This window comes from Halorubrum ezzemoulense (assembly GCF_004126515.1).
Classification (GTDB): domain Archaea; phylum Halobacteriota; class Halobacteria; order Halobacteriales; family Haloferacaceae; genus Halorubrum; species Halorubrum ezzemoulense.
Genome location: NZ_CP034941.1, coordinates 201454 through 225635 on the forward strand (window position 1 = coordinate 201454; position 24182 = coordinate 225635).

Below are 24182 nucleotides of genomic sequence, written 5' to 3' on the forward strand. Positions count from 1 at the left end.
TGTCCTACACAAGAGCGTTCGAGTGAGCTACCGTCCACTACTGTGGTCGTCGCCTTCGAGCGCGTCCCGAAGCCCGTCCGGGAGTAGGGAAAACGGCTTTTCCGCGTGAAAGGCGATGTTCTCGTAGGCCTGCTTGACGTGTTTTCGCTTCGGGTCTGCACACTCCTCGGCGAGCGTGTCCAGTTCGTCCATCATGGACCGGAGTTCGTCCTCGGCTTCAAGCATCTCGGCGGTCAGCGCCAGTTCCTTGGTCGCCTTGGCGGCCGCGCGTCGCACGCGGCCGTCGTCGTCGCAGAGCGCGTCCGCGTAGAGGTCCCGCAATCGTTCACGGTGGGTCGCGATTTCGTCGAGCGTCCACTCACCCGGTAACGCCTCGTCGGTGAGGTCCGCACCGACCGTTCGATAGGCCAAGCGCGGATACAGACTGGCCGCAAAGCGAATCACGGACTGTCGCTGGTATCCATCGTCGGCCTCGTAGAGGTCGAGACACATATCGAAACACTCGTCGAACAGGGCGGCTCGTTCCTCGAGTTCGGTGTTTTCGATTTCGTCGATCGCCCGATTCACGCGCTCGGTGTCGCCCGAGGAGAGTGCGTCAGCGAACGCCTCGTGAGTGTGATCCATAAGCGTTGTTGGTTGGATGGCGGCGTAATTCCTCGGATCGGCCTTCGAGAGGATTTCCGTTCCTCACCCGGCGGCGTCGTCGACGTAGTCATCACGCTACCAGACGGTTCGGCCCGCAAGCGACCTGACCGCAGTCGCCGTGAACACTTCGACGGAGCACGTTTCCGTTACGGCCGTATCCGATCCGTGTAGATGGGTAGCGAGATAGCGCAGTCGTTCGGGGATCGCTTCGTCACTCCACGTATACTTCTCCCGGAACACGGGCAGGGTGTATGTCCGATCCTCGTCGAGTGACCAGATCGTTGCTGTGGCGAGTCTGGCGTTGACGTGATCGTCGGCGACCACGTCCGGATGTGAGGTGTCGATGTGCCAAAGTGTCGCTTCTTCGGGCTGAAACAGCGGAAGCGGATCGAGGTGCTCAGACTGGAGATGTTCGAGCGTCAGTTCCATATACGGTTTGTACGGTTGGCAGAGATCTAATCTGTTCAGCACGGGGAATTCTAAAGGAGAGCTACCGCGAACGAACAGCTATGGTCGACTACATCGTGGAAATCAAAGACTCGGTCTTTCGCGAGACACCACTCGCGGAGGCGAATTTCGATGAGGATGGTCGACTCGCCTTCGACTTGAAAGCGGACGCAGAGGAGTGGGTAACTGAACAGAACCGAGAACACACGAGCAGGGGGCAACTCACGCTACACACCGCTCATCCGACCGACACGTCGGATGTCGACGCCTACGCCGTCTTCCAGCCGGTGAAAGGCGTCTGGGTTCCAGATTCGTAGGCACACAGCCACCCAACCGCCCACCACAATTACTACGGGTTTAATCCGTAGATACCATACGAGCGATGGTTGATCCCGACCCGACACTCACGGAGGCAGCAGTCCGGGGTCTGGCACGTCCCCAGTCATACGACCGGGGGGGAAACTACTACGCCGAGGGTGCCGTCGTCAAGCTCGTCCGGCGCGGTGAGACGATCCGAGCGGCGGTTGAAGGCAGCCAGTACGAGCCCTACCAGGTGCGGATCGATCTCGACGAAACTGGGGTCGTTGACACGGCGTGTTCCTGTCCGTACGATCACGGTGGGATTTGCAAGCACCGTGTCGCCGTTCTCCTGACGTACGTCCGCGATTCCGATGGGATCGACCAGCGACCGCCCATCTCCGAACTGATCGCGGATGCCGAGCCCGAGGTCCTCCGTGACGTTCTCACCAGCCTCATTGAGAGTCGCCCGGAGCTGGCATCCCAGATCGAATCCGAACTCGAAACAGCCGAGTCAGAAGACGAGATGGAGAATGGCGAACACGGTCGAACTCCGGACATCAATCGCGAATCGATCCGCCAGCAGGTACAGAACGTTCTCGGACCGACTAAGGGGCGAAGCGCTCACGCCTACGACCCGTACGAGGCAGCCGAAACCGACGTCGAGAAGTTGCGAGGCCTTCTCGATCAGGCACGGACAGCCGTCGAGGCTGGCGACGGCGAGACGGCACTGGACATCCTCGAACCGCTGGCCGACGAACTCATGGACGAAGAGTGGCTCGCGCTCTCGTACGACGATTCGAACGCGATCTTCGAGTTCTTCGACGAGGTCGACCGAGTGCTGGCCGAGGCGCTGCTCACCGCCGACCTCTCGGAGGCCGAGCGTACCGATTGGAAGGATCGCCTCTGGACGTGGGTACAGGAGATGGGAGGCTATACACACCATCCGCCATACAGTGTCGCGCTCGAAGCCGCCCAACGGGGCTGGGATTTCGAACCGGTTCAGCGAGCGATGCAGGGCGATATCGGCTATGCCGACCTCTGGGGAGGGGATCCACCGTGGTACGCCGAGGACTTCATCAGGGCTCACCTCAACGTCCTCAAGCGCCAAGGTCGCAACGAGGAGTACCTGGATCTGGCGGAGGCTGCGGATCTGATCGATGACTACGTAACCAAGCTCGTGGAGGAAGGACAGATCGACGAGGCGATCGAATACGGCCGGCACAACTTGTCCTCCCCGAACGAAGCACTCACACTGGCCCAGACGCTGCGAAACCATGATCGGCCCCGAGCAGCACTGGAGGTGGCCCAACGCGGATTGGCACTAGACGGCAGCGAGAAAGCGGAGCTGGCCGAGTGGCTCCGCGATCGAGCCGCCAGCCTCGACGAACCGGAGGTGGCCTTGGAGGCGGCTATCGCCGCATTCGAAGCCTCGCCGACGCTTGCGGCCTACCAAGCGGCAGAGGAACTCGCCGGTGAGGAGTGGATGACTATTCGCGAAGAGTTGGTGACATCGCTTCGGAACAAGGACACGACGCAGCGAGTTGCGCGACGGCACGTCGAAATCTTCCTGTACGCAGAGCAGTACGAGGGGGCTATCGATATCGCGGATCGATTTTCGGACTACAAGGTCGTGGAGCCGGTCGTCGAGGAAGTCTGGGATGAGCACCCAGACTGGACGATCGACGCCTGTAAGGAACAAGCCAAGCCAATCATCGAGGAGGGACAGTCCCAACGGTACCGACACGCCGTCCAGTGGCTGGAAACTGCCGGAAAGGCCGCCCGAGTTGTCGGTAAACTCGATGAGTGGTGTGTCTACGTCGAAGATCTCCGAGACGAACATTACCGGAAATACAAGCTCCGCCCGATGCTCGAGGAACTGTTGGAGGGCTTCACTGAGTAGTCGAAACCAGGTGAGGATAATGGATAGGACTACCAAAGACCGCGTTCTCACCGTGCTGGACGAGTGTGACATCGACCTGCCTGAAGATGGGCTGACACTGGAAAAGATCAGAGAGCGGGCTTTCAGATTCCAGTTCGAAGCAGATGACATGCTCTCGTTACAGATCGAGCGTCATCCGACGGTGTACCTTTCGGACATGGGTGTGCCGGGTGTCGATGCCTCACCAGCTCGGTTTCACGTGGTGACGGAGTATCAACTGGATTTGAACGACGAGACGTGGCATATCGAAGAACTTTCTTCGACCTTCGAGTACGAACCATGGCTGGTACTCGAAGCCGAGCTTGGAGCCGGAGGGCCCCACGAGATGATTCAGAAGGGGATCGAGGACGTCAGGGCTGCAGACGATCCAGAAGACACATTCGAGGACGTGTTCGGGTCGTGGATAGATCACTGGGAAGAGAAGTTCGACGAACTCGACGGCAGGAACGTTCCCGAGGAGGACAAAGAAGCGATCCTCGATCTCCTAGTCGGCGAGCTGAAAGAGCGGGCAAAACTCGATTGATCGGTGGCTGCTGTTCGTCCCGACATGCAGCTTCGTGCGACACGCTTTGTTGATTCCGATCGTAGGATACAGACATGCAAACCGAGACGTGGATCGAGCGGTTACTCATCGATCAACTCACTACCCACGACAGACGATACAAACACGATTACGCTGGCGTCGAAAAGACGACTGACGACCTCGTTGTAGCCTGTACGCAACTCGACGGAATCACGACAGAAGGTGGATCCGAAGAGCCGCCACTCGAAGAGCTTCTCTCGATGGATTCGGAGTTCGGACCTGAAGTCGAAACCGCGCTTCAAACACTGCAAGAACGGGGATTAGTCGAGTGTGTCGGAGAACGCGAGCGATCTGGGCCGTCGTTCGAATCAGGGGACTATGGCACGACAACCCTCTGGAAACCGACCGTCGAGGGGCGGGCCGAAGCGAGAGCGATCCGCGAGGCATATTCTGACGAGGTGGAAACACTCGCGGACTCGCACGGTGAGGAGTTCGAGGAGTTCCGCGAAGAGATCGTCTCGGTCGCCAGAACGTATGGAATCCTTCCGAGTGATGTCGAATAACAGACTACCAAAACCATGACCGATTCAGAGACGGAGATACTGGAGCGATTTGTTATCGAAGTCAGTCAGATAGGGACTGTCGACCATATCGTCGACCTGAAAGCAGAACCAGTCGGCAGGTCGACCTATTCCCCTCGTCAGGAGTTGCTCGGCGAGAAGCTGTGTGATCGGAGTACGCGCTCACCCGCGAGTGAATACATCGATTTACCTGAAAGTAGGCGCTAAGGCCCCTTCCTCAACGAACGAGCGAAACGAGTGAGTAGGGAGGGGATACAGCGTTCACGAAAGAAAGCTCTCGTGCGCGGACGAGACGCTTCGCGTCTCGTCAACGCCGCACAGTTCACAAACACGTTCGACGCTCGGCTCACAGGCCCACGCAGTCGTAACAACTATACGCATAGGTACGCATAGTGCGCATGTAGTGAGACGGAAGAACATCACCATCCGTGAAGACCAAGCCGAGTGGGTCGAGGAGAACCATCTTAACCTCTCGTCGTTCGTTCGCGGACAACTTGACGAACTCATCGAAGAACGCTCGTAGATGAACTACAGCTACAGGTATCGACTCCGACCGTCCGCCGCCCTCGAAGACCAGTTAGCGTGGACTGTCGATACCTGTAGACAGGTCTATAACCACTTCCTCCACCGACTCAACCGAACAGACGACACCTCGGCATACCGCGAGCAAAAGCTCCTGCCGAACCTCAAGAGGTGGTGGGACGACCTGAAAAACGTTCACTCCAAAGTTCTTCAGAAAGTCGTTCAACGCCTGTACGACAACCTCTCAACCCTTCGCGGTCGCAAAGAGAACGGCTACCGCGTCGGGACGCTCAACTGGAAGGCACCGGGTGAGTACCGAAGTTTTACCTACAGTCAATCCGGCTTCAAGCTCAAGAACACGAGCGGTCGGACCCGACTGTGGCTCTCGAAACTCGGTGAGATACCCATCACCTTCCACCGCGACCTGCCCGACGACGCCGAAATCAAGACCGTCACCGTCAAACAGGAACCTATGGGGAAGTGGTACGCCACCCTCGGCGTCGAAACCCCGGACAACCCATCGGAGAAGCCGGAGAATCCCGAGAAGTGCGTCGGCATCGACGTGGGGATTCTCACGTACGCCCACGACACCGACGGAACCGCCGTCGAATCGCTCGACCTAACCGACGAGCGCAAGCGGTTGGAACGCGCCCAACGCGACCTCTCGCGGAAGGAACACGGCTCTGCGAATTGGGAGAAACAGCGCCGTGTCGTGGCCGAACGACACGCCGAGTTGAAGAACAAGCGACGGGACTTTCTACACAAACTGTCGAACTACTACGCCCGAGAATATGACCTCGTGGCCGTTGAGGACTTGGACGCGAAGGGCTTGGTCGAACTACCGGGCAACTCGCGGAACCGGGCAGGTGCGGCTTGGGGGACGTTCCTGCGGATGCTCGAATACAAGTGCGAACGCGAGGGAACGCACTTTGTCGCCGTGAATCCGAAAGGGACGACGAAAGAGTGTGCGTCCTGCGGCGTTTCGACCGAGAAACCGTTGTGGGTGCGCGAACACTCCTGCCCGGCGTGTGGGTTCGAGGCTGACAGAGACGCGAACGCGGCGTTGAATATTCTTTCTCGCGGTGTGAAGAAGCGGTTAGGAGCGGGACGCTCCGAATTAACGCCTGTGGAGACTGCGCTCGCTGTGGATACCTCGGTATCTGCAAAGCGCGTCGTTGAAACAGGAAGCCCCACCCTCAAACGCGAGCCGTCAGGCGAGCGGTAGGGTAGGGTAGTTCACCGCGATATGCTGACTGGAAAAGTCTCGACAAGACGGCATTCGAGGGCGATGCGCCAGATGAGATCTGTTCGTATTGCTGGGCTGTAACACTCGATGAGATCGACCAGCTGAGACAGGATGCAAGCATGGAGGTAGAATCTCGTATCGGCACCACCGGCTACCGTCTTCGCTGGAAGCAGAAGGGTCGCGCTCGCGAGGAGTGGTACGATGTCGTCGTTCGGCCGGAAACGACGATAGCGGAACTCGATCGGCTCGTGTGTCGATTCAGTACGCTCGATGATCTTCACCTCCGGATGTACGGCCTCGAAGACGAGTATCTGGACTCGTCACTCAACATTCTCCCGGACCACCAGCATGAGAAGATCGACGACCCTTCGTACACGAACGCGAGTGACGTGACGATCGGAGACATCGCTGAACGTGCGACGCTCCGAGAAGGGGATCGGCTCAGCATGGTCTACGACTTCGGAACGCCGTCACAGCACTACTGTATCGTCAAGGAGGTCTACGATCCAGACGAGATCGACGACCTGCTGGCAGAATCCGACACAATCGCCGGGACAGATACCGCCGCCATCATTGACGAAAGACGACTGTAGGCGGGACAACCACCCGCTACTCGTCCATATCGGGATACTGGGACGGTGCGTCCCCCTGTTCGTCGACGACCACGGGGCTACTGTCCAACGATGCGTTGCGAGTATCCTGGAGTTCGATGTAGTGTTCCCAGTTGTCACCCATGTCGAACGTGTAGGAGAGCGCTCCCAGCTCTTCCGGATTTAACTCGTCGATCGTGGTGTCGGCGGCGTTACCTTCCGGCGGCGGATTCGACTGGAGCTCGCGAAACCGCGCTTTGGCGTCTTCGGAGGCGTCGTCGGGCACGGCTTGATCGATGAAGCGGTCGATCTCCGCGTCGTCCATCGCTCGCCAGCTCGGGCCGCCGTCGTAGAGCTGTGGGTGGACGTAGCTCCGGAGCGCGATGCCGTCCTCGTTGCGCGTGATGAACTCGTAGGCGTGGCTGTCCCAACGCTCGAACGCCTCGAAGATCGCCTCGTGGAATTCGGCTAGTTTATGTGACCCGTCGACTTCGATATCCCGCCAGACCTCCTCGTCGGGTTCGAGCTCCAGTGGCGGATTCGGGAGCAACCATACACGAAACACGTAGCTCGTCATACGTGTATCTTCCATAGGCGGGAGTGTCAGTTTTCCTCACGACAATAGCGTGGTTCCTCGATCAGTTGACTACAGTACCGTTCATTCACAAAAGATCCCAGCGTCATCTACGATTTTTAGAATATCGGTAACGCAAAATGCTAAACAGTCGCCCCTATCGATTTGTTGTGTGAGCGACCACCACAATCTGTAGACCCACCTCTATCGACTTGTTCCTGTCACCGATAAAACTGAGTCATCGATAACACCCTCGCCCCTATCGACTTGTTCGGTGAACACCCTACTGATTGAGCTGTGCATTCACGACGGTGCGGAGTTCGTCATTGTGGACGTCGTCTAGCCGCGAATCTTCTCGGAGCGTCTCGATGATAGTCTCCGGATTCTCACCAAACGTGAACTCGAGGTAGCTACCCGAGTGTGGTCCCTGACTCTTCCGCTCTGTCTCGACCAACGAATACGTCGTGAGTTCTTTCATCTTATTCACGTACGTCTCCTGGTGGTACTGATCCGAATCTAGGGTACCTGTCAAGTACTGATACACCCGGTATCCAATCGGGCTCCTTGCTGCACCAGTTCCGTCCTCACGGGCCACAGCTGCAGTCGCGAACAGACAGAGCTTCTTCTGCGTACTAATCCCACGTGTCACCTCCAACACGCGGTTCTTCTCAACCTTATCTTGGGCTTGTCGAACGTGTTCCTCCCGGACTTTATCTACACCTGTTTTTTCCGCAATCGACCCAGCTGTTCGCATCAGGTCGATCGCCTTCCGTGCGTCTCCATTGGTTTGGGCAGCGAATGCAGCTGCAAGCGGGATGACGTCACCGCTGAGTGTATCCTCGTGGAAGGCGTCCTCCCGAGCCCGGAGAATTTCCCGGAGCTGGTCGGCGTCGTAGTCACTAAAGTGAACGTCCTCAGGGGTAAAAGAACTGAGAGCGCGACTTCCCACACTCTCCATCATCTTCGTGTCGTTAGTGATGGCAGTGACAGAGACTTGGGCAGTAATCTCGTCGGTGCTTCCAGCACGAGATAGCTGATAGAGAAGGCGCGAAAAAGCGGGCTCGTCTTTATCGCGACGACCGACGAGCATATCGAGTTCATCGAGAATAAATACAACTGTATCGTAGTGGTCGTTGATCAGACGGTAGAGTTCGCGCCATTTTTTCTTGTTTGGAACTCCATGTTCCGGGACATCGACAGTCGCTCTTCGGTAGACTGGCGGAACTAGCGGAATACATTGACAGCGATACAGTCCACGAGACTGTGGATCGGTGCCCCAGTAAGGTTCAGTGACCGGAGGAAGCCGTAGGTCCGAGCGGCCTGCTCCAAGCCCTGCTTGGACAGGCCGCGGAACTTCGCCAACCACGGTTGGAGCAGTGACCAGAGACACTCTACCTGGTTCGTGTGGACGCCTTTGTCGGAGACGTACCTCTCGTCGTGGACAACGTATTGGTGATCGTGCTCCATGCCTCGGTAAGCTGGCAGTCCATCGGTCCAGACCTCTCCCAGCGGCTGGGAGAGGTCGTCTGCTTCCTCGATAACTGGCCCAAGGTCATCTTCATAGTCGCTTCCTTCCTGAGCTGAGACCACGCGAAGCACGTCGCGGCACGCCGCGACGAGCGTCAGTTCGTCACCCTGATCCCCTGTCCAGCGGGTACGTCCACCCTCGGGCGACCCGCCGCGGTTGAGTCCCTCCCGCGGCGGATCTTGGCCTTTGAAGCCCGAACACACCTGCTGTGTTTCATCGACCTGTGTTGGCCCATCGACTGTCTGGGAGATGCGCTCCCAGACAGTCGGAAATCCCCGACAGAACGCGGTTTCAAACTCTCTGAGCTGGTCGTGAAGCGTCGTGTAACACGGTGAGAGGAGACCAGCGATCTGGGTAATGCTGAGGAGTGTGTCAGCGTAGAGGATGAAGGCGATGAGGAACTCACCTGGGGTGAGTTCCGAATCGTAGAAGGGTGTCCCTCGCGTGTACGTGGTTTTCCAGTCACAGCGGCCACACCAAATACGGTCAGAGCCGTTGAGAGCGTGGAGGTTGTCTGCGCCGCAGTGTGGACAGGAGCGTTCTTCCCACACCGTCTTGAGACGCCGCTCGACGATGGCGTCGAGCGGCTCGGGCCGAAATTCTATTACCCCAAGTTCCGCAAGTTCCGCTAGCCTCTGGCCGAAGGCAGGACGGTCTTCACACATACCCGTCTTTGCCAGGCCAGAGGCACTAATACTCCTGGTTCCGCCAGTCTACTGAAGAGCGTCGACAGTTGTTCCGATGTCGTTCGCCACCTTTCGGGAAAGTTCGTAGACAGCTGCGCCGAGGGTTCCCACGTTCTGGCAGTTCATCTGGATGACGCCGAACCGGATATCACGGCTTTCGCAGAGTTCGACGATGTTCTGACAGACAGCATTAATGATAAGAGATTTCCCGGTTCCAGAAGGACCATAGAGGAGAAGATTCGGCGGTCGCTCGTTACTTATTGCGACGCGAAGGTGCTGAGTAATATCGGTGAGCTGTGTGTCACGACCGACGATACGTTCTTCGTCGACGATCTCGTTCGGCTCAAGGAGCGACCGGTTCTTGATGAGACTCGCGGCTTCTTCCTGCTCGAGAATGAGATCTTTGATAGAACTCGTGGACTCGGAGGTTCCCTCGGGACCAGGATCCGTGGGCATATTGGGACCCACTCTACCAAAATACTAACTCAGCTTTGAACGTTGAAGTAGGAGCATGACGTAGGCGGTAGTGAAGACGGATGATGCCGATTACGGACTTCTTGTCGTGTACGCGTGTGTTTGACGAGTTCGAATCGCTGTCATCAGCTCAACGTCATCACGCGAAAACCTACGCCACCGGTCTTGTTGCGGCCAGCAACAAGACCGTGGCAGGCATCTCACGCGAAGTCCTTCCAGCTGGAGACAAACGCGCTCTCAACAAATTCCTCACCGAGTACGACTGGGACGAACAACAGTTCAACCACGAACGCCTCGAAGAACTCCAAAAACACGGTGAAACACGCTGGTCGAAGGCTGGCTACATCATCCTCGACGACACGATCACCCACAAAGCCGGGGACGAAGTCCCCGGCGTCGGCCACTTCTACGATCACGCTGAAGGTGACACTGTCTGGGGCCAAGACCTCATCTACGCCTTCTACGCTGACGACAAAACCGCCTACCCACTCACCTTCCGCCTCTACGAAAAACAGGACGACAATGACCAAGACCACGACACCAAGTACGATCTCGCCCGCGAGATCGTCACCGAACTCGAAGACGAGGTAGGTGTCCCGGCGGACACCTACCTCTTCGACTCGTGGTTCGCCCACGATTCTGGCCTTCCTGAACTCATCGAATCCTCCGACAAAGACTGGATCGGCCCGCTCCGGAGCAACCGACAGGTGACCTACGGCGGCGAAGAGATCCGCGTCGATGCGCTTGCAGAGCGCATCGACACGGTTGAACGCGACGTTGAAGACGAGACCTACCACATCTGGACAAAGAAGCTTCCCGTCTCCCAACTGGGAGACGTGAAGCTGGTGCTCGCTGAGAAAGAAACTGACGAAGAAGACGAAGAGAACCCGGTCAAGTACCTCGTCACGAACAAGATCGACGCACCGACCGAGCACATTATTCGCTCCTACGGGATGCGGTGGCGCATCGAAACGTTCTTCGAGGACTCGAAGCAGGATCTCGGCTTGGGAGACTGCGAGATGCAGACCGACGAAGGTGCCAGTCGGCACTGGCACCTTCTGATGGCTGCCTACAGTCTCGTCCGTCTTGATCCCGAATCGAGCGCCTTGGGGACGGTTCGCTCGAAAGCGTCATCGCTTCGAGCGAACCTCGAACACTCGCTGAAAGAAGCCGTTTACAACCTTCTCTCGTGGGTTCGAGACAACGATGAGCGTAGCGTCGACGACCTAATGGAAGAGATTGATCACCTCTTCGTTCACTCAACAGCCGACGCTAACGTTCAAAGCTGAGATACTAAAAGATTCCCCTGTCGATTTCTTTTCTGCCGGTATGACCGTCAAATCCACGGTATTAGAGGTTTACGCTGTTCCTCTCCGTAACCTCCGACGATTTGTTAGGGGTTATCGTCTCAACCGATTCAAAAGAATACCCACACACCCTCTCACCCCTATCGATTTGTTCCAGCCTCCAAGGAAGGAAGGGGTGACAGAATTCCAGATTGGACTAACGTCTCATCTACGTCACGATTTGGGGCAAAATTGAGAGTCTCTTCCATCTTCTCTTTTTCTTCTTTCTAGTTCTAGCTACTAGCTAGATAGAAGAACACACGTCTATCGATTTGTTCTAATCACTCTTCGTCGCTATATTCTCCTCCTAATAGGATATTAAATAAGAAGTCAAGAAACCAAGCGACGAAGACCAGGATCGGAGTTCTTGTACACTGTGGCGAGTGATGTCTTGTTGCTCCTTTTATTTCTTCGACTAACTACTCTACACCCACTCCTATCGATTTGTTCAACCCCCTTTCTACACACCAATTATAACAGAATCGAATTTATAAAGATGGATTTAGCCGAAGGATATTATTCTGATTAACCATATCCACCTTGGCTCCCCCGTGATTGACCCACCTCACCACTCTTTCTCGTTAGAACAAATCGATAGGGGTGGGTGTGTGGTCCTAGGGACACGGTCGTGGTGAATCCCCCGACTACGTGTAGGAGTGATCCTATGCTCAATTTTGATCAGAAATGGAAACCTCCCACTAGGGCGTGGAAAGAACTTCTCTCCACTAATTCAATACCGATCTCCTATGGGTAACTCCTCGCGAAACAAATCGATAGAGGTGACCCTCTATATACAGGTGGTTTTGTTGAACAAGTCGACAGAGGGGTGCGTCTAGTGGTAAAATATGTTGAATCCGTGGACCCAGTCGTATCTTCCTGTTATATTTCACCTCCGTCACCACAACCAAGAAGTGACTATCACCACCCGATGACGAACCCATCGATAATCTCTGTGAACAACCTCAGACATTTAGCATCTCGCTCTCTCACAACAGATATGTCGTTTCGGGTCAGCTGGCACAATCTCCTTGAGCGGTTAGATGACCTCCCGGAAGGAGCGACGCTCCGGACACCACTCTCGAACGACCGGTTTCAGATAACTGGCGTCCAGGAACACCGTGTCATCATCAGATTCTCAGATAGCGGTGAGTCGCGACCGCTTCAAAAAGATCAGTTCGAGACACTATATCGGCGTGTCACCGACTCTACCGATGGGTTCGACCTCGATCGACTCCCACCCGATGCGGATCCATACCCGACGGTATTGAGTCTTCATCCACGATTCGAGGTGAACGACGACCGAGGTGTGATAATCGAGACCGAAGCGCCAACCACCTCATTGTTGCTAGACGAGGACCCGTCCTCTGAGCCTGCTCCCGACGAACGGACAGAACCTGATCTCGATGTCTACGCGGATGCGCTGTTGCTCGTCGACGCGCTGGAACGTCACGAGGTTACAGCGCTCGAAGGTGTCGAGACAGGGACACTCATCGACCTGTATACCTTGCTCTCGGACGTTCAACGGAACGCAAACGACCTCCGCAAGGAGATCGCCGACACGCTCTTAGACCGACTCCATCACGACCGACCCGTCTCGGGATCGTACGGCTCGGTCCAGCGGACTGCTCGGACGAACCGCTCGCTCAAAGCCGACGAGGAGGTGCTGGACACGCTCGAATCAGCCGGGATCAACCGTGATCGGGTGGTGAGCGTTGATCGCGGGAAGGTTGACGACGCCCTCGAGGTGACTGATGTCGCTGAAAGCGACGTCTACGAGATTGAAGAAACCGAGTACGTTCGGAAAGCCGAGGTGGACGAAGACCGCAAGGAGACGCGGCTCCAAGGGCTGAAAGACCAACTTGCGGCGAGCGATGCTGACGATGCCGACCAGCTTCGCGACGAAGTCGAAGAGCTCGAATCGCGGATCGAGGAACTGACCGAATTCAAGTCTGGACAGTCGTATCACACGCGCTCGAATGCCGACCGATGAGTTGGTCTGGCGGCGTGACGAGGGGAGACACGCTACGGTCGACGTCAGCCCTAGGTGGGTGCTCGCTACCGATCAAGAGTATCGGCCCAGTTGGATGAGCAGTCTTCTCATGTACTGCTCACCAATCGTCTGGTGAAATCTATTGATAGCTAGTGGGCCTTCAGTTGTGAGCTTCTAGATTCACCCTACAGACCGTCTATCAGTTGTTTCTAGCAGTTCAGCGTTGAAGCGGCACTAAGGCATTAGAGAGCAGTTCACATCCCTTGCTTACTGACACGTGAATCGTTCGGCACAGAGGATGTATCTATCGGATAGAGTCAAGCCGGTCCACAATTCTTCGCAGTATGTGTTCGGCAATCGAATAAGAACTATACAGGTGAGAGCGAATCGAGCAACATGGGTCACCTATCCTCTCTCACTCAGGATCTGACTAAGCAAGACAAGCGGAAGATTGCTACTATCGTTCTGGTTATGACCACTGGACTCCCAGTCTACGTAGCGTTCATGTCTCTCACCGGTGTAATTGATGTGCCAATGACCACGTTCTTCCTCGGACTTACTCCTATTATCGGGTTTGTGATGTCACTGCTCGCGATTATACCAGCCTATCTACTAGGGAGCAAAATGACTCCCTGATTGTCTTGAGCTAGGCACGGACACGTTGATCATACGTGCGCTGTGTATCTCGCACAGCTATCGAGTTATCTCCCTGATCTGGCAGAATCCTCGGCACTCAATGCGTATACTCGTCCTGACAGCTAATTCATCGAATCCCAGACAAAATCAGATTTTTGTGAATATTTTTATAACACCTATTGATATTCAAACACGAACCTGCCTTCTGCTTTTGTATCGAACTTTCTATGGGAATCAAATACCTGGAGACGCTGCTCAGTTATCCGGAATTTGTCATCCCACCGTCGACGTATAGTGACTCCCCACTAACGTAGGACGCGAGGTCGCTCGCTAGATAGAGTGCGGCATCAGCAACATCCTCTGGTTGACCGAGCCGACGTAGCGGGATCGTCTGGCGATAACCCTCTTCAGCCTCTGTCCCGACGATCTCGACGTCCTCTTTGAGCATTGCCGTCTCGATAGCGCCCGGATGAATCGCGTTCACTCGGATGTTCTCAGGCCCCAACTCGTCGGCGAGCGCGTACGTCATCAGTCGGACCGCACCTTTTGATGTACAGTAGGTGACGAAGCCTGCACTCCCTTCGAGACCGGCGTTGCTCGACATGTTGATAATGCTCCCACCACCGTTCTCAACCATTTTGCGGGCAGCGTACTGCGCGCCAAAGTAGACTCCCTTGACGTTGATATCCATCATCTGGTCGAAGGCGTCTTCGTCGGTGTCGACGAACGTCTCTTGGCGGAAGATACCCGCGTTGTTTACCATCACGTCAATGCCACCAAATTCGTCCGCGGCATCGACGGCCGCTTCGAGGTCGTCAAGATTCGTCACGTTACATTCTACATACGTCGCGTCGACATCGTACTCGTCGATAACGAGTTCGTGAGTCGGCGTACCACCCTCTCGTGGTGCTTCCTGAATATCGGCGACAACGATGTCCGCACCCTCCGCGGCGTATGTCTCCGCGATAGAGCGTCCGTTGCCGCTCGAACCACCAGTGATCACAGCCGTCTTCCCGTCAAGCAGGGGACCAGACATGGTGTAGCTAACATGTTCCCATTTGTAAATAAACGTTCGTGATATACCTTTTTATTCTTGGGTTACCTAATTTGGGGGGATTCTTAGGAGGCGATGTATATGATCCATTGTTGTCGACACAAACTTGAATTGATCACAATAGGTGGAATATGTATCGCCTACAACTCTCCTACTAACTGATCGGTTTCCCTGATGGCTCCACCCGGTTGTCGGCGGCGGAGGGCATCAAAACCCACTTTTCGGTCTCTCCCGTACGTATTGCCATGGATCGCCGTACATTTCTCGAAGCTGGTCTCGGGGTAGCCACCGCCACTAGCCTTGCCGGCTGCGCTGGCCAGGTTAATTCTCGGTCCCCGCGTGCTCCTGCTATTGTCGAAAATCGTCCTAACGGGATCTATTTGCCGGGCCACGTTGAGGGAATGCAGATGGTTGGAACTACTGAGCAGGGCGATTACGGCTTTGGACTGATGTACAGCTACGCCCACCGATTTTGGAACGTCAACGGTGAAACCACGTCGCTGACCGAGATTGGGCCTGACGACGATATCCATCTGATGGCTAGCGTCTGGGATTCTGAAACCCAAACGATCCTTCCTGAAACGGGGTTGAGTGTTGAGATCTACCGCGACAGTGAACTCATCTCTCAAGAGGCTATCTACCCGATGCTGTCACAGCCAATGGGATTTCACTACGGAGCAAACTTCGGACTTGACGGGGACGGCACCTACGATGTCCGGCTTAGTGTTGGTGGCTTATCGACTCGACGGACCGACTTATTTCAAGACCGGTTCGAACAACCTGTAACCGCGAGAATCCCATTTGAGTACAGTGAATCGAAACGAGACAATATCAGTTTTCGCCGGCTTGAGGACGCTGGATCCTCCGGTGCTGTCGACCCCATGGCGATGGAAATGCTCCCAAGTTCGATTGCACCCCGGGCAGACGTCCTCCCCGGCCGCGTCGTTGGCACCGGCAGTACCGATGGGGCCGTTTTCGTGACCACGGTGCTTGACTCCCCTCCGGCAGGCGTTGTTGGTCAGGGACAGTATCTCGCCGTCTCAGCGCGGTCACAGTGCAACCGTATGGTACTCCCGGCGATGAGCCTCTCAGCGGCACAGACTCGCGACGGTGAGATACTCTCTAACCAACGGCTCACTCGGACGCTGGACCCATCCCTCGGCTACCACTATGGCGCTGTCGTTGACGCCGTCCAGTCCGGTGACAAGCTGACACTCTCGCCGACGCTTCAGCCGCAGACAGCGCGTCACGAGGGGTATGAAACGGCCTTCGGTGGTGAAACCGGGGCAATGGAAGACATCAACTTCACCGTCAACGATCAGCAGTCGGCGTAGCGATGGTGGCGACAGACTGTTGATTACGGAGAATCGAGGAGAAAGCCTCGCGCTTCAGCGCGGGGAGGATGTCAAGCTGGTCGTGGTGACGGCAGCACCCGGTGCCGACGGGGTGGAACAAGGAAGTTGCCACGCCGGCGGGTGAAAACGTACTCCAAAATGCCGTTGTTGACCCGCTGACGGACAGCCGGTGTTTCCGCTGTGATGTCTACGCCGTTCATCGATCGACGGACATCTTCGAAGGCAGAGATGCCTTGTTGTAACGAAGGGAAGTGGAGACTCGCAACCTCTTGATCGGAGCCGATGTCATCTGTTGACTCGAAGTGCCGGCGGAGTAGTCGCACGTTCCCGTCCACGTCTCGATTCGCACGGGCCGCCTTCTGAGCATGCCCAACTCGGGCATATTCACGGGCTTGATCAACGATATCATCTGGGATCTCGTCGATCCCGCTATTATCACCGAGATTCGCACCAACGCCGTCGACGAGGCCTTGCTCTGCGTGGACCGGGCTGAACATCTCCGCCACCCGGTCGTCGTGGTCCTGTTCGAGGTACCAGTCGTCAAGTCGCTGCCGAATGTTCGAAATTGCTTTTGTCGTTCCCCCGGCGAATGGGCCGTCCTCCAGCGTGACGTAATCTTCCGTGGCTTGGTTGCCGACGAAGCCGGCGGTGAACCCCATAAATAGCGGTGAGTCTTCGGGGACCGGTTTCGAGTCGGGGATGCCCGCGACGTCTTGATTCTGTGCTGGAAGGCCCGCTCCAACGAATCCGGTGCGGCGGGAGTCGACGGTGAACGCATCTGTGAGCCGCGCCTCGACGTCGACACCATTCACACGCTCTTTTTCGCCAGTTAGTGCCTCCTCTGCCGCCAACACCGTATCAGCTCGGTCACTCGCAAGGTGGACGACCGCGTCTTGTGTATCGAATGTTGGTGTTTCAAACTCAGACAGTGACTGCGGAGCGGGGAGGTCCACAGCCGCTGGCAGCGACGCTTCGAACCGGCCGAAGTATGCGGGCGAGTAGGCAATTGAGTAGAGCAATCCCTCGTGGCTCCACTCGTACGCGCGATCGATCGTCCCGAGCGCTGTGGCGACGGCCTCGCGCTGGTCGTCCGTTGGTGGGCCCTCACCGTCTACGTTCAGGTATAACAACACTTGATGGGCAGGAAGTAATGAGTTGCCGGCGTCATCACGTCTGATGTAGTCTCGCCACGCGTGCTGGCGAGCAGGCTTCGCATTCGGATCACCAGTGGGAACTGGCCCCGATTCCGTCCGGGCTAGACAGGCCGACAGTGCGCTAGCCCCACCCATCGCGACTACGCGTTTCAAGAACTCACGGCGCGGTCGGTCTCGATCAAAAAAGTCCATATCTACTGATTGTGACCTCGACAGGATGAATGTGCGGCCTTTGGAAAGTTGAGACGCTTACACGCACGAGCGGATGTGATAGGGTTCAGCGATATCGACAACTTCCAGACAGCAGATCAATACAATAAGCGTCTGGGAGGTGAAACTCTTCCCTATCGTGAAGGCCAGTAATCACCGGTTTTTATACCAATTTTCACGAGGAGTATGGTCACCCGCTCGCTCTTCTTACGATCTCATCTCTCTCCCATCTCAGTATTAGTGGTGTACCCAGTGGTTTGTTGATCTGGTTGTCTTTTTCACACACTGATCCTCGTGCTGACTGGTCTACGGATAACTGAGGCGGGTACCTCGGGGTACTTACCGAGGTAGTTTATAAGCGGCAGTAGCGGTACGCGTTCCAACTGTACTGAGCGATCGGTGTTGGGTGTGAAAAGTCTTTTTTAAAACCCTATTGCGGCGGCACTGCGGTGTACGGGGGCACCATGTTGCCGCCGTAATGACAGTCCCTCTGCGATATGTGCTTAATTACTGGACAAGGAGCCCTCCGTCGACAATAATTGGCTGCCCCATCACGTAAGAAGAGTCCTCAGAACAGAGCCAAACGACAGTATCGGCTATCTCTTGGGGCTCACCGAGGCGTCCTGCTGGAATACCTGCAGTGATGCGGTCCATCTCTTCGCTGTTGTCCTCACCCGCTTGTTGGACCATTGGCGTGTCGATGACACCCGGACAGACTGCGTTGAACCGGACACCATCCTCAGCGTAGTCAACTGTTGCCCGCCGAGTGAGCCCAATAACGCCGTGTTTACTGGCCGCGTAGTGTGCGCTCCCGTTCGCACTCACGCCAGCGACTGAGGAAGTGTTGACAATAGCCCCACCACCTCGTTCAATCATCTCTGGAATCTCGGCTTTCAGACATCGCCAAACGCCTTTCAGATTCACGTCGATCATCCGATCCCACTGCGCCTCGTCGTATTCAGCTAGGCGAGTACCCTCATCTGCGATGCCGGCGTTGTTGTGTGCGAAGTCAAGCCCGCCGTACTCGTCAAGCGCCGTCTGTACCATCGCGTCAACATCGTCAGAGTCGGTGACGTTTGTCTTGACGAACGTCGCTTCGCCGCCGTCACTCGTGATCATCTCAACCGTCTCGTGGCCACCCTCCTCGTCGATATCGGCGACAACGACCTTTGCTCCTGCCTCAGCAAACCGAAGTGACGACTGTCGACCGATTCCTGATCCACCGCCAGTGACGACCGCAACTCCGTCTTGTATTCCGTTCATATTGTCTCCCACCACGTCGCTTCACGTGGATTGCTAAATATTAACAAACAACCGTGATATATCTGCCGGCGAAAGCTTATAATAAGGTATACCGCTGGATGTCGGCCAGGTTGTGCTGACAGAGCGAGAGCCATCCACCCGTCTCGAACGCGCCAACAACCTCAGCGTACATCGAACGGATCGCACGTCTCCTCTCCAACAAGGATCACACCACTAACTAAGAGTAGATACCCCACTTCGAAGCACTGTCTGCTCACGTGTTACAGTACGTTGTATACTCGGCATCGAACTCGCGTGGCGGTGGTTGCTGGAACTGCGAACCCATATCCTTCGACGTATAGGGGGTTTCCAATACGGTCAGTAACCGCTTGAACTTGGATAGCTTTCCAGTTTCGAGATACTCATCCAGTGACTCTTCAACTAGATAATTGCGGGGAATATACCGCGGATTGACCTCCTGCATCAACTCCTCATTCAGGCCGACAGCAGCCAACTTATCCCTCAGCTGCTCGAATTCCGCAGTTGTAAACACCGGGTCATCAAACGTCTTGGGTGCCTCTAATTCGAGGAACGTATTGGTGTAGTCTGCGTTCGATTTGCGAAGCCACTCTAGGAATTCATCGACGAGCTCTTCCTCGCCATCTGAGCCAATTCCCAACTTCTTCCGCATCATCGCGTAGTACTGCGCATCAAATCGAGCCTCAAATTCGTCTAGCTTGGCTTCGAGTTCATCATACGTGAGCGCTGACTGCGTACACAGCGGTTGGAGTGCTTCCGCAAACCGCTCGAGATTCCACCGCAGGATAGGTCGCTGGTTGCCGAACGCATATCGCCCGTGCTTATCGATTGAGCTGAAGACCGCCTCCTCGTCATAGTAATTCATGAACGCACAGGGTCCGTAATCAAATGTCTCTCCATCGATACTCATGTTGTCCGTATTCATCACGCCATGGACGAATCCGACACGCAACCAGTCAACAACCATTTCGATCGCTGACTGTATGACTGTATCAAAGAACTCCACATATGGACGATCTTTTTCCTGCAGCTGCGGGTAGTGCCTGTCAATTACATAGTCAGTGAACTGCTGTAGTTTGTCGGATGCTCGGGCTGCGACGTACTGGAAGGTTCCGTACCGAATGTGGCTGTTCATTACTCGGACTAGGACGGCTCCGGGTTCTGTCCGGCGTCGGTTGACCACGTCGTCAGTCTCGATGACCGCAAGACTTCTCGATGTTTTGATGTGTAGATTCCGCATCGCATACGAGTACAGATACTCTCTGAGCATCGAGCTGACAGTTGCGTTTCCATCGCCTCTTCCGGAGTAGGGCGTTCGACCAGACCCTTTCAGTTGAATATCGTATCTACTCCCATCGTACACGTGCTCGCCGAGTATCATTGCCCTCCCGTCGCCTAAGACGGTAAAACTCCCATACTGGTGGCCCGCATACGCTTGGGCGATCGGTTCTTCTAAACGATCTTGACCTGCTAGCATCTTCGCATCAAGTTTCGCTGTATCCAACCCAAGGTCAGCACATAGCTCGTCGTTACGAACCACAATTTCGGGATGAGCGATACTCTTCGGTGTCACTCTCGAATACAGCTCCGAGTCTAACTCTTTGTAAGTCGTGTCAAATGAAAAGGTCATTTAGGTTCACATAGTGTTCTTTCGCTTGCTTTGATAATTTGTACGGCTCATCCCGCCCATGGGCGTGACAATACGAGCGAATAGGGCCCGATAGAGAGAGAATCTTCATATATCGTCCGTTCGCTGTCGTATTTCCTTTCCAATACCAGCATTGGCCGAGCAGGACGGGCATGCAAGAACGACGCCGTCCTTGTCGCCGAACACCTGTACAAACTGAGCAGAAATATGCTCGCCACAGGTAGCACAATCAGGCATGTGTATCAGTAGAACTCCCGAACGAGATCCGTTACATTGTCCGGAGCTCCGTCGGGTATGACCGCCATATTGTCTGAGAGCCCTTCACGCTCTTCGTAGGCAACCGAGTGCTCGTCCTGATAGAGTACACCCTGGTACTCTTTATTTCCATCCATAATCATGTCTGTAGCGTCATCGTAAGCCGTCGGATCGTGGTCTGTCTCGGCGAGATCGACAATCGTGTCTCGGAAGTAGTCGTAGGTATCGACGTCGTTGAACGTCACACAAGGGCTGTAGACGTTGACGAAGCCGAACCCGTCGTGTTCGACGGCTTTCTGAACGATCTCGGTGTGGCGCTGGCTGTCCGAACTGAACGATTGGGCAATGAACGTCCCGCCGGCAGCCAGCGCGAGCGCAAGTGGGTTGACCGGCGGCTGTTTCGGCCCCTCGGGCGTCGTCGAGGTTTCGAAGTCCTCACGCGATGTTGGCGAGGCTTGCCCCTTCGTGAGGCCGTAGATGCGGTTGTCCATGACGACATATGTCATATCGACGTTGCGGCGGACCGCGTGGATGAAATGGCCAGCGCCAATCGAGTAGCCATCTCCGTCGCCGCCGGCGACCATCACTTCGAGGTTCGGATTCGCTAGCTTCGCCCCGATCCCCACGGGAAGGGCGCGACCGTGAACGCCGTGGAGTGCGTAGCTGTGCATATAGGTCCCGATCTTCCCGGAACAGCCGATCCCTGCGACGACGAACGTGTTGTCCGGGTCGTTCCCGGTGTTCGCGAGCGCTTTCATCATCCCGTTCATCGTGCCGAAGTCCCCGCAACCGGGACACCACGTTGGCTGCTTGTCGGATTTGAAGTCAGTGAATCTGATGTCGGTGCTCATCGCCTTACCGTCCTCCTCCGACCGTACGCAAGAAAACGTCCTTCGAGTCGATGCTCGCGGGTGTCGGTCGTTGCGTAATCTGGCTTGGTATCATGCTTTCGAGTTCGTGACTGTCGCAATCTCGACGTCTGTTATTCCCTGTGCTTCGATTTTGGCCTTCACTGCCGGTGGAAGCGTTTCGAGTGTCTCGTCAACTTGTGGATTAATCGGCACGCCGTCAACTTTGATCGCAACCAACTTGCCACGGCGACCGTGTGCAGCGACTTCGAATTCGAACGGTCGGTCACGTTCATCCACACTGTGGACCCAGACTTTCGCGAGCCCGTTTGCACTCTCCCAGTGAACGCTGTTGACGACGGTGAGACTGCCAGCCGGCGGAACGCAAGAGGAGCCGCATGCTGGGCACTGTGCGGAATGTGGACTCTTACCGATATAGGTATACTCTGCCCCGCACCGGTAGCACTGGAGTGAGAGGGTCATAAGTGGTTCCTCAATCACCCCTCACAGGCGCCCCGCTCGTCCGGGATCGACATCGATGGCGTCGACGGGACACACGTCGACACAAAGCATGCAGTCGATACACTGTGTCTCGTTAATCGGGTCGGCTTTGATGTCGCTCTCGGGGTGGCCCGGTGTATCCGTCCACTCGAACACGTCGACGGGACAGTCCTCGAGGCAGGCACCATCGGCCATACAGATATCGAAGTCGACAGCCACGTGTGTCCCGTGGATTCCCTGTTGTTCCGGTTCGTCGACCGGCCCCCAGACTCGGTGCCCCTCGTGTTTCTCAGCGACATCGCGGTTCGCTTCGAAGTGTGGATCGATAGCCATGAGAATTTCTCGATAAGGGTGGCGTAGTCCAAACGAACTACTATCCGAGCGAGCCCTCCATCTCGAGCTCGACGAGCCGGTTGAGCTCAACGGCGTACTCGATGGGCAGTTCCTCCGTGATCGGCTCGATGAACCCAGAGACGATCATCTGCTTCGCGTCGTCGTCGTCGAGACCGCGCGACTGGAGGTAGAAGATGTCCTCGTCGCCGATCTTGCCGACGGTCGCCTCGTGGGCGACGTCGACTTTCGACTCGTTGATCTCCATGTACGGCATCGTGTCCGACGTCGACTCGTTGTCGAACATCAGCGCGTCGCACTCCACGGCCGTCGAGGAGTTCTCCGCGCCGTCCGCGATGTGGACGAGCCCGCGGTAGTTGGTGCGGCCGCCGTCCTTCGCGATCGACTTCGACTCGACCGTGGATTTGGTCTCGGGCGCGTTATGATACACCTTCGCGCCGGTGTCGATGTCTTGGCCCTCGCCAGCCATGGCGATAGTGATGTGATTGTCCGAGGCGCCGCGGCCCTTGAGGATCGTCGAGGGGTACAGCATCGTCGCCTTCGAGCCCATCGACCCGGAGATCCACTCCATGCGCCCGCCCTTCTCGGCGATGGCGCGTTTGGTGTTCAGGTTGTACGTGTTCTTCGACCAGTTCTGGACGGTCGAGTACTGGACGTGGGCGTCCTCGTCGACGAAGACTTCGACACCGCCACAGTGAAGATTGAATTTCGAGTACTTCGGCGCAGAACAGCCCTCGATGTAGTGGACTTCAGATCCTTCCTCAGCGATGATGAGCGTGTGCTCGAACTGGCCCATCCCCTCGGAGTTCATCCGGAAGTACGCCTGGACGGGCATGTCGACAGTGGTGTTCTCCGGGACGTAGACGAACGAACCGCCGGACCAGATGGCGCCGTGGAGCGCCGCGAACTTGTTGTCGCTCGGCGGGACGCACTTCGTCATGAAGTGTTCGCGGACGAGCTCCTCGTGCTCCTGGACGGCCTCATCCATATTACAGAAGATGACGCCCTTCTCCTCCCAGCGCTCCTGCATGTTTTGATAGACGACCTCCGATTCGTACTGTGCGCCGACACCAGAGAGCGCGTTCTTTTCGGCTTCCGGGATGCCCAGCTTGTCGAAGGTGTCCTTGATGTCGTCCGGGAGTTCCGTCCAGTCGTCGACGCCCGCCCGCACGTCGACGTCCGGCCGAATGTAGGGGACAATCTCGTCGACGTCGACTTCGCTCAGGTCCGGCTGTCCGGGCCAGTCGGTCGGCATCGGCATCTCCTGGAACTGTTCGAGTGCGCGCAGGCGCCGCTCTAACATCCACTCTGGTTCGTCTTTGTCCTCCGAGATGACGCGGACCGTCTCCTCAGTGAGACCCTTCTCGGTCTGGAAGGCAGACTTCTCCTCCTTCTTGAACTCGAAACGGGCCTCGGTGTTCGTCTCTTTGAGATCGTCTTGTTTTGAACTCATCAAAGTATTCTTCAGAGACTACGAATATAAGTGTGATGCGCTAGA

Annotated in this window: 21 protein-coding genes and 3 pseudogenes; 9 read left to right on the forward strand and 15 right to left on the reverse strand. The window is 56.2% G+C overall.

Features of this window, described 5'->3' with window-relative positions; translation table 11 throughout:
- Positions 1-27: 27 nt before the first annotated feature.
- Both EO776_RS16565 and EO776_RS16570 read right to left on the reverse strand, forming a co-directional pair.
- A complete protein-coding gene (locus EO776_RS16565; RefSeq protein WP_094520267.1) occupies positions 28-624 on the reverse strand; it encodes a hypothetical protein in 597 nt (198 codons plus the stop codon).
- A 96-nt stretch (positions 625-720) separates the two neighbouring features.
- Entirely contained in the window at positions 721-1074 is a 354-nt protein-coding gene (locus EO776_RS16570) for a hypothetical protein (protein ID WP_094520268.1), read from the reverse strand.
- An 80-nt stretch (positions 1075-1154) separates the two neighbouring features.
- Here EO776_RS16570 and EO776_RS16575 point away from each other — a divergent pair, with 80 nt between their 5' ends.
- The 6 genes and pseudogenes from EO776_RS16575 to EO776_RS16605 form a co-directional block, all read left to right on the forward strand.
- A complete protein-coding gene (locus EO776_RS16575; protein WP_050033709.1) occupies positions 1155-1409 on the forward strand; it encodes a hypothetical protein in 255 nt (84 codons plus the stop codon).
- A gap of 65 nt (positions 1410-1474) precedes the next feature.
- On the forward strand, positions 1475-3292 hold the full coding sequence (locus EO776_RS16580) for an SWIM zinc finger family protein (RefSeq protein ID WP_094579706.1): 1818 nt from the start codon (positions 1475-1477) through the stop codon (positions 3290-3292).
- Positions 3293-3311: 19 nt separating this feature from the next.
- Complete coding sequence (locus tag EO776_RS16585) at positions 3312-3854, forward strand: hypothetical protein (protein ID WP_094520270.1); 543 nt, start codon at positions 3312-3314, stop codon at positions 3852-3854.
- Between the two features lie 74 nt (positions 3855-3928).
- Positions 3929-4417, forward strand: a complete 489-nt coding sequence (locus tag EO776_RS16590) for a hypothetical protein (protein WP_094520271.1) — start codon at positions 3929-3931, stop codon at positions 4415-4417.
- Positions 4418-4958: 541 nt separating this feature from the next.
- Positions 4959-6182 carry an RNA-guided endonuclease InsQ/TnpB family protein gene (locus tag EO776_RS16600; RefSeq protein WP_129452587.1) on the forward strand — a complete coding sequence of 408 codons (1224 nt, stop codon included), beginning with the start codon at positions 4959-4961 and terminating at the stop codon, positions 6180-6182.
- Between the two features lie 20 nt (positions 6183-6202).
- Positions 6203-6796: pseudogene (locus tag EO776_RS16605) on the forward strand (IS1096 element passenger TnpR family protein); the annotation flags it as partial.
- A gap of 16 nt (positions 6797-6812) precedes the next feature.
- Here EO776_RS16605 and EO776_RS16610 read toward each other — a convergent pair.
- The 4 genes and pseudogenes from EO776_RS16610 to EO776_RS16625 all read right to left on the reverse strand — a co-directional run.
- Positions 6813-7370 (reverse strand): IS1096 element passenger TnpR family protein, encoded by a 558-nt coding sequence (locus tag EO776_RS16610; protein WP_129452691.1) that lies wholly within the window; start codon positions 7368-7370, stop codon positions 6813-6815.
- 280 nt (positions 7371-7650) lie between these two features.
- Positions 7651-8568: pseudogene (locus EO776_RS16615) on the reverse strand (orc1/cdc6 family replication initiation protein); the annotation flags it as partial.
- 23 nt (positions 8569-8591) lie between these two features.
- A complete protein-coding gene (locus EO776_RS16620) occupies positions 8592-9560 on the reverse strand; it encodes an IS1595 family transposase (protein ID WP_129452589.1) in 969 nt (322 codons plus the stop codon).
- 60 nt (positions 9561-9620) lie between these two features.
- Positions 9621-10037: pseudogene (locus EO776_RS16625) on the reverse strand (AAA family ATPase); the annotation flags it as partial.
- Positions 10038-10117: 80 nt separating this feature from the next.
- Between EO776_RS16625 and EO776_RS16630 the strand changes: the two are divergent.
- Entirely contained in the window at positions 10118-11344 is a 1227-nt protein-coding gene (locus EO776_RS16630) for an IS701 family transposase (protein WP_129452590.1), read from the forward strand.
- Between the two features lie 1054 nt (positions 11345-12398).
- Positions 12399-13391, forward strand: a complete 993-nt coding sequence (locus tag EO776_RS16635) for a hypothetical protein (RefSeq protein WP_129452692.1) — start codon at positions 12399-12401, stop codon at positions 13389-13391.
- Positions 13392-14286: 895 nt separating this feature from the next.
- Here the strand turns inward: EO776_RS16635 and EO776_RS16640 are convergent.
- Positions 14287-15063, reverse strand: coding sequence for an SDR family oxidoreductase (locus tag EO776_RS16640; RefSeq protein WP_094520517.1), 777 nt, complete (start codon positions 15061-15063; stop codon positions 14287-14289).
- A gap of 425 nt (positions 15064-15488) precedes the next feature.
- On the opposite strand from EO776_RS16640, the gene EO776_RS16645 reads away from it, so the two are divergent.
- Entirely contained in the window at positions 15489-16415 is a 927-nt protein-coding gene (locus EO776_RS16645) for an iron transporter (RefSeq protein ID WP_241898021.1), read from the forward strand.
- Positions 16416-16486: 71 nt separating this feature from the next.
- Here the strand turns inward: EO776_RS16645 and EO776_RS16655 are convergent, their stop codons facing one another.
- From EO776_RS16655 to sufB, 8 genes are all read right to left on the reverse strand, one after another.
- Positions 16487-17782 carry a DUF7405 family protein gene (locus tag EO776_RS16655; protein ID WP_094579702.1) on the reverse strand — a complete coding sequence of 432 codons (1296 nt, stop codon included), beginning with the start codon at positions 17780-17782 and terminating at the stop codon, positions 16487-16489.
- A 525-nt stretch (positions 17783-18307) separates the two neighbouring features.
- The gene (locus EO776_RS16660; protein ID WP_094579705.1) at positions 18308-19063 is read right to left on the reverse strand and encodes an SDR family NAD(P)-dependent oxidoreductase; all 756 of its coding nucleotides are present in this window, start codon (positions 19061-19063) and stop codon (positions 18308-18310) included.
- A 253-nt stretch (positions 19064-19316) separates the two neighbouring features.
- Positions 19317-20711 (reverse strand): protein adenylyltransferase SelO, encoded by a 1395-nt coding sequence (locus EO776_RS16665; RefSeq protein ID WP_094579701.1) that lies wholly within the window; start codon positions 20709-20711, stop codon positions 19317-19319.
- A gap of 105 nt (positions 20712-20816) precedes the next feature.
- Positions 20817-20966, reverse strand: coding sequence for a DUF7563 family protein (locus EO776_RS19935; RefSeq protein WP_425433501.1), 150 nt, complete (start codon positions 20964-20966; stop codon positions 20817-20819).
- A 5-nt stretch (positions 20967-20971) separates the two neighbouring features.
- On the reverse strand, positions 20972-21835 hold the full coding sequence (locus EO776_RS16670) for a 2-oxoacid:ferredoxin oxidoreductase subunit beta (protein ID WP_094579700.1): 864 nt from the start codon (positions 21833-21835) through the stop codon (positions 20972-20974).
- A gap of 90 nt (positions 21836-21925) precedes the next feature.
- Complete coding sequence (locus EO776_RS16675) at positions 21926-22315, reverse strand: hypothetical protein (protein WP_094579704.1); 390 nt, start codon at positions 22313-22315, stop codon at positions 21926-21928.
- A gap of 21 nt (positions 22316-22336) precedes the next feature.
- Positions 22337-22666 (reverse strand): 4Fe-4S dicluster domain-containing protein, encoded by a 330-nt coding sequence (locus EO776_RS16680; protein ID WP_008443201.1) that lies wholly within the window; start codon positions 22664-22666, stop codon positions 22337-22339.
- Between the two features lie 40 nt (positions 22667-22706).
- Positions 22707-24137: a Fe-S cluster assembly protein SufB gene (gene sufB / locus EO776_RS16685; protein WP_099289333.1), complete on the reverse strand. Its 1431-nt coding sequence runs from the start codon at positions 24135-24137 to the stop codon at positions 22707-22709.
- Positions 24138-24182 lie beyond the last annotated feature (45 nt).

Bases quoted from the DNA above. Each gene is read 5' to 3' on its own strand.
- EO776_RS16565 (WP_094520267.1), bottom strand. From the start codon at position 624: ATGGATCACACTCACGAGGCGTTCGCTGACGCACTCTCCTCGGGCGAC.
- EO776_RS16570 (WP_094520268.1), bottom strand. From the start codon at position 1,074: ATGGAACTGACGCTCGAACATCTCCAGTCTGAGCACCTCGATCCGCTT.
- EO776_RS16575 (WP_050033709.1), top strand. From the start codon at position 1,155: ATGGTCGACTACATCGTGGAAATCAAAGACTCGGTCTTTCGCGAGACA.
- EO776_RS16580 (WP_094579706.1), top strand. From the start codon at position 1,475: ATGGTTGATCCCGACCCGACACTCACGGAGGCAGCAGTCCGGGGTCTG.
- EO776_RS16585 (WP_094520270.1), top strand. From the start codon at position 3,312: ATGGATAGGACTACCAAAGACCGCGTTCTCACCGTGCTGGACGAGTGT.
- EO776_RS16590 (WP_094520271.1), top strand. From the start codon at position 3,929: ATGCAAACCGAGACGTGGATCGAGCGGTTACTCATCGATCAACTCACT.
- EO776_RS16600 (WP_129452587.1), top strand. From the start codon at position 4,959: ATGAACTACAGCTACAGGTATCGACTCCGACCGTCCGCCGCCCTCGAA.
- EO776_RS16610 (WP_129452691.1), bottom strand. From the start codon at position 7,370: ATGACGAGCTACGTGTTTCGTGTATGGTTGCTCCCGAATCCGCCACTG.
- EO776_RS16620 (WP_129452589.1), bottom strand. From the start codon at position 9,560: ATGTGTGAAGACCGTCCTGCCTTCGGCCAGAGGCTAGCGGAACTTGCG.
- EO776_RS16630 (WP_129452590.1), top strand. From the start codon at position 10,118: ATGATGCCGATTACGGACTTCTTGTCGTGTACGCGTGTGTTTGACGAG.
- EO776_RS16635 (WP_129452692.1), top strand. From the start codon at position 12,399: ATGTCGTTTCGGGTCAGCTGGCACAATCTCCTTGAGCGGTTAGATGAC.
- EO776_RS16640 (WP_094520517.1), bottom strand. From the start codon at position 15,063: ATGTCTGGTCCCCTGCTTGACGGGAAGACGGCTGTGATCACTGGTGGT.
- EO776_RS16645 (WP_241898021.1), top strand. From the start codon at position 15,489: ATGGTTGGAACTACTGAGCAGGGCGATTACGGCTTTGGACTGATGTAC.
- EO776_RS16655 (WP_094579702.1), bottom strand. From the start codon at position 17,782: ATGGACTTTTTTGATCGAGACCGACCGCGCCGTGAGTTCTTGAAACGC.
- EO776_RS16660 (WP_094579705.1), bottom strand. From the start codon at position 19,063: ATGAACGGAATACAAGACGGAGTTGCGGTCGTCACTGGCGGTGGATCA.
- EO776_RS16665 (WP_094579701.1), bottom strand. From the start codon at position 20,711: ATGACCTTTTCATTTGACACGACTTACAAAGAGTTAGACTCGGAGCTG.
- EO776_RS19935 (WP_425433501.1), bottom strand. From the start codon at position 20,966: ATGCCTGATTGTGCTACCTGTGGCGAGCATATTTCTGCTCAGTTTGTA.
- EO776_RS16670 (WP_094579700.1), bottom strand. From the start codon at position 21,835: ATGAGCACCGACATCAGATTCACTGACTTCAAATCCGACAAGCAGCCA.
- EO776_RS16675 (WP_094579704.1), bottom strand. From the start codon at position 22,315: ATGACCCTCTCACTCCAGTGCTACCGGTGCGGGGCAGAGTATACCTAT.
- EO776_RS16680 (WP_008443201.1), bottom strand. From the start codon at position 22,666: ATGGCTATCGATCCACACTTCGAAGCGAACCGCGATGTCGCTGAGAAA.
- sufB (WP_099289333.1), bottom strand. From the start codon at position 24,137: ATGAGTTCAAAACAAGACGATCTCAAAGAGACGAACACCGAGGCCCGT.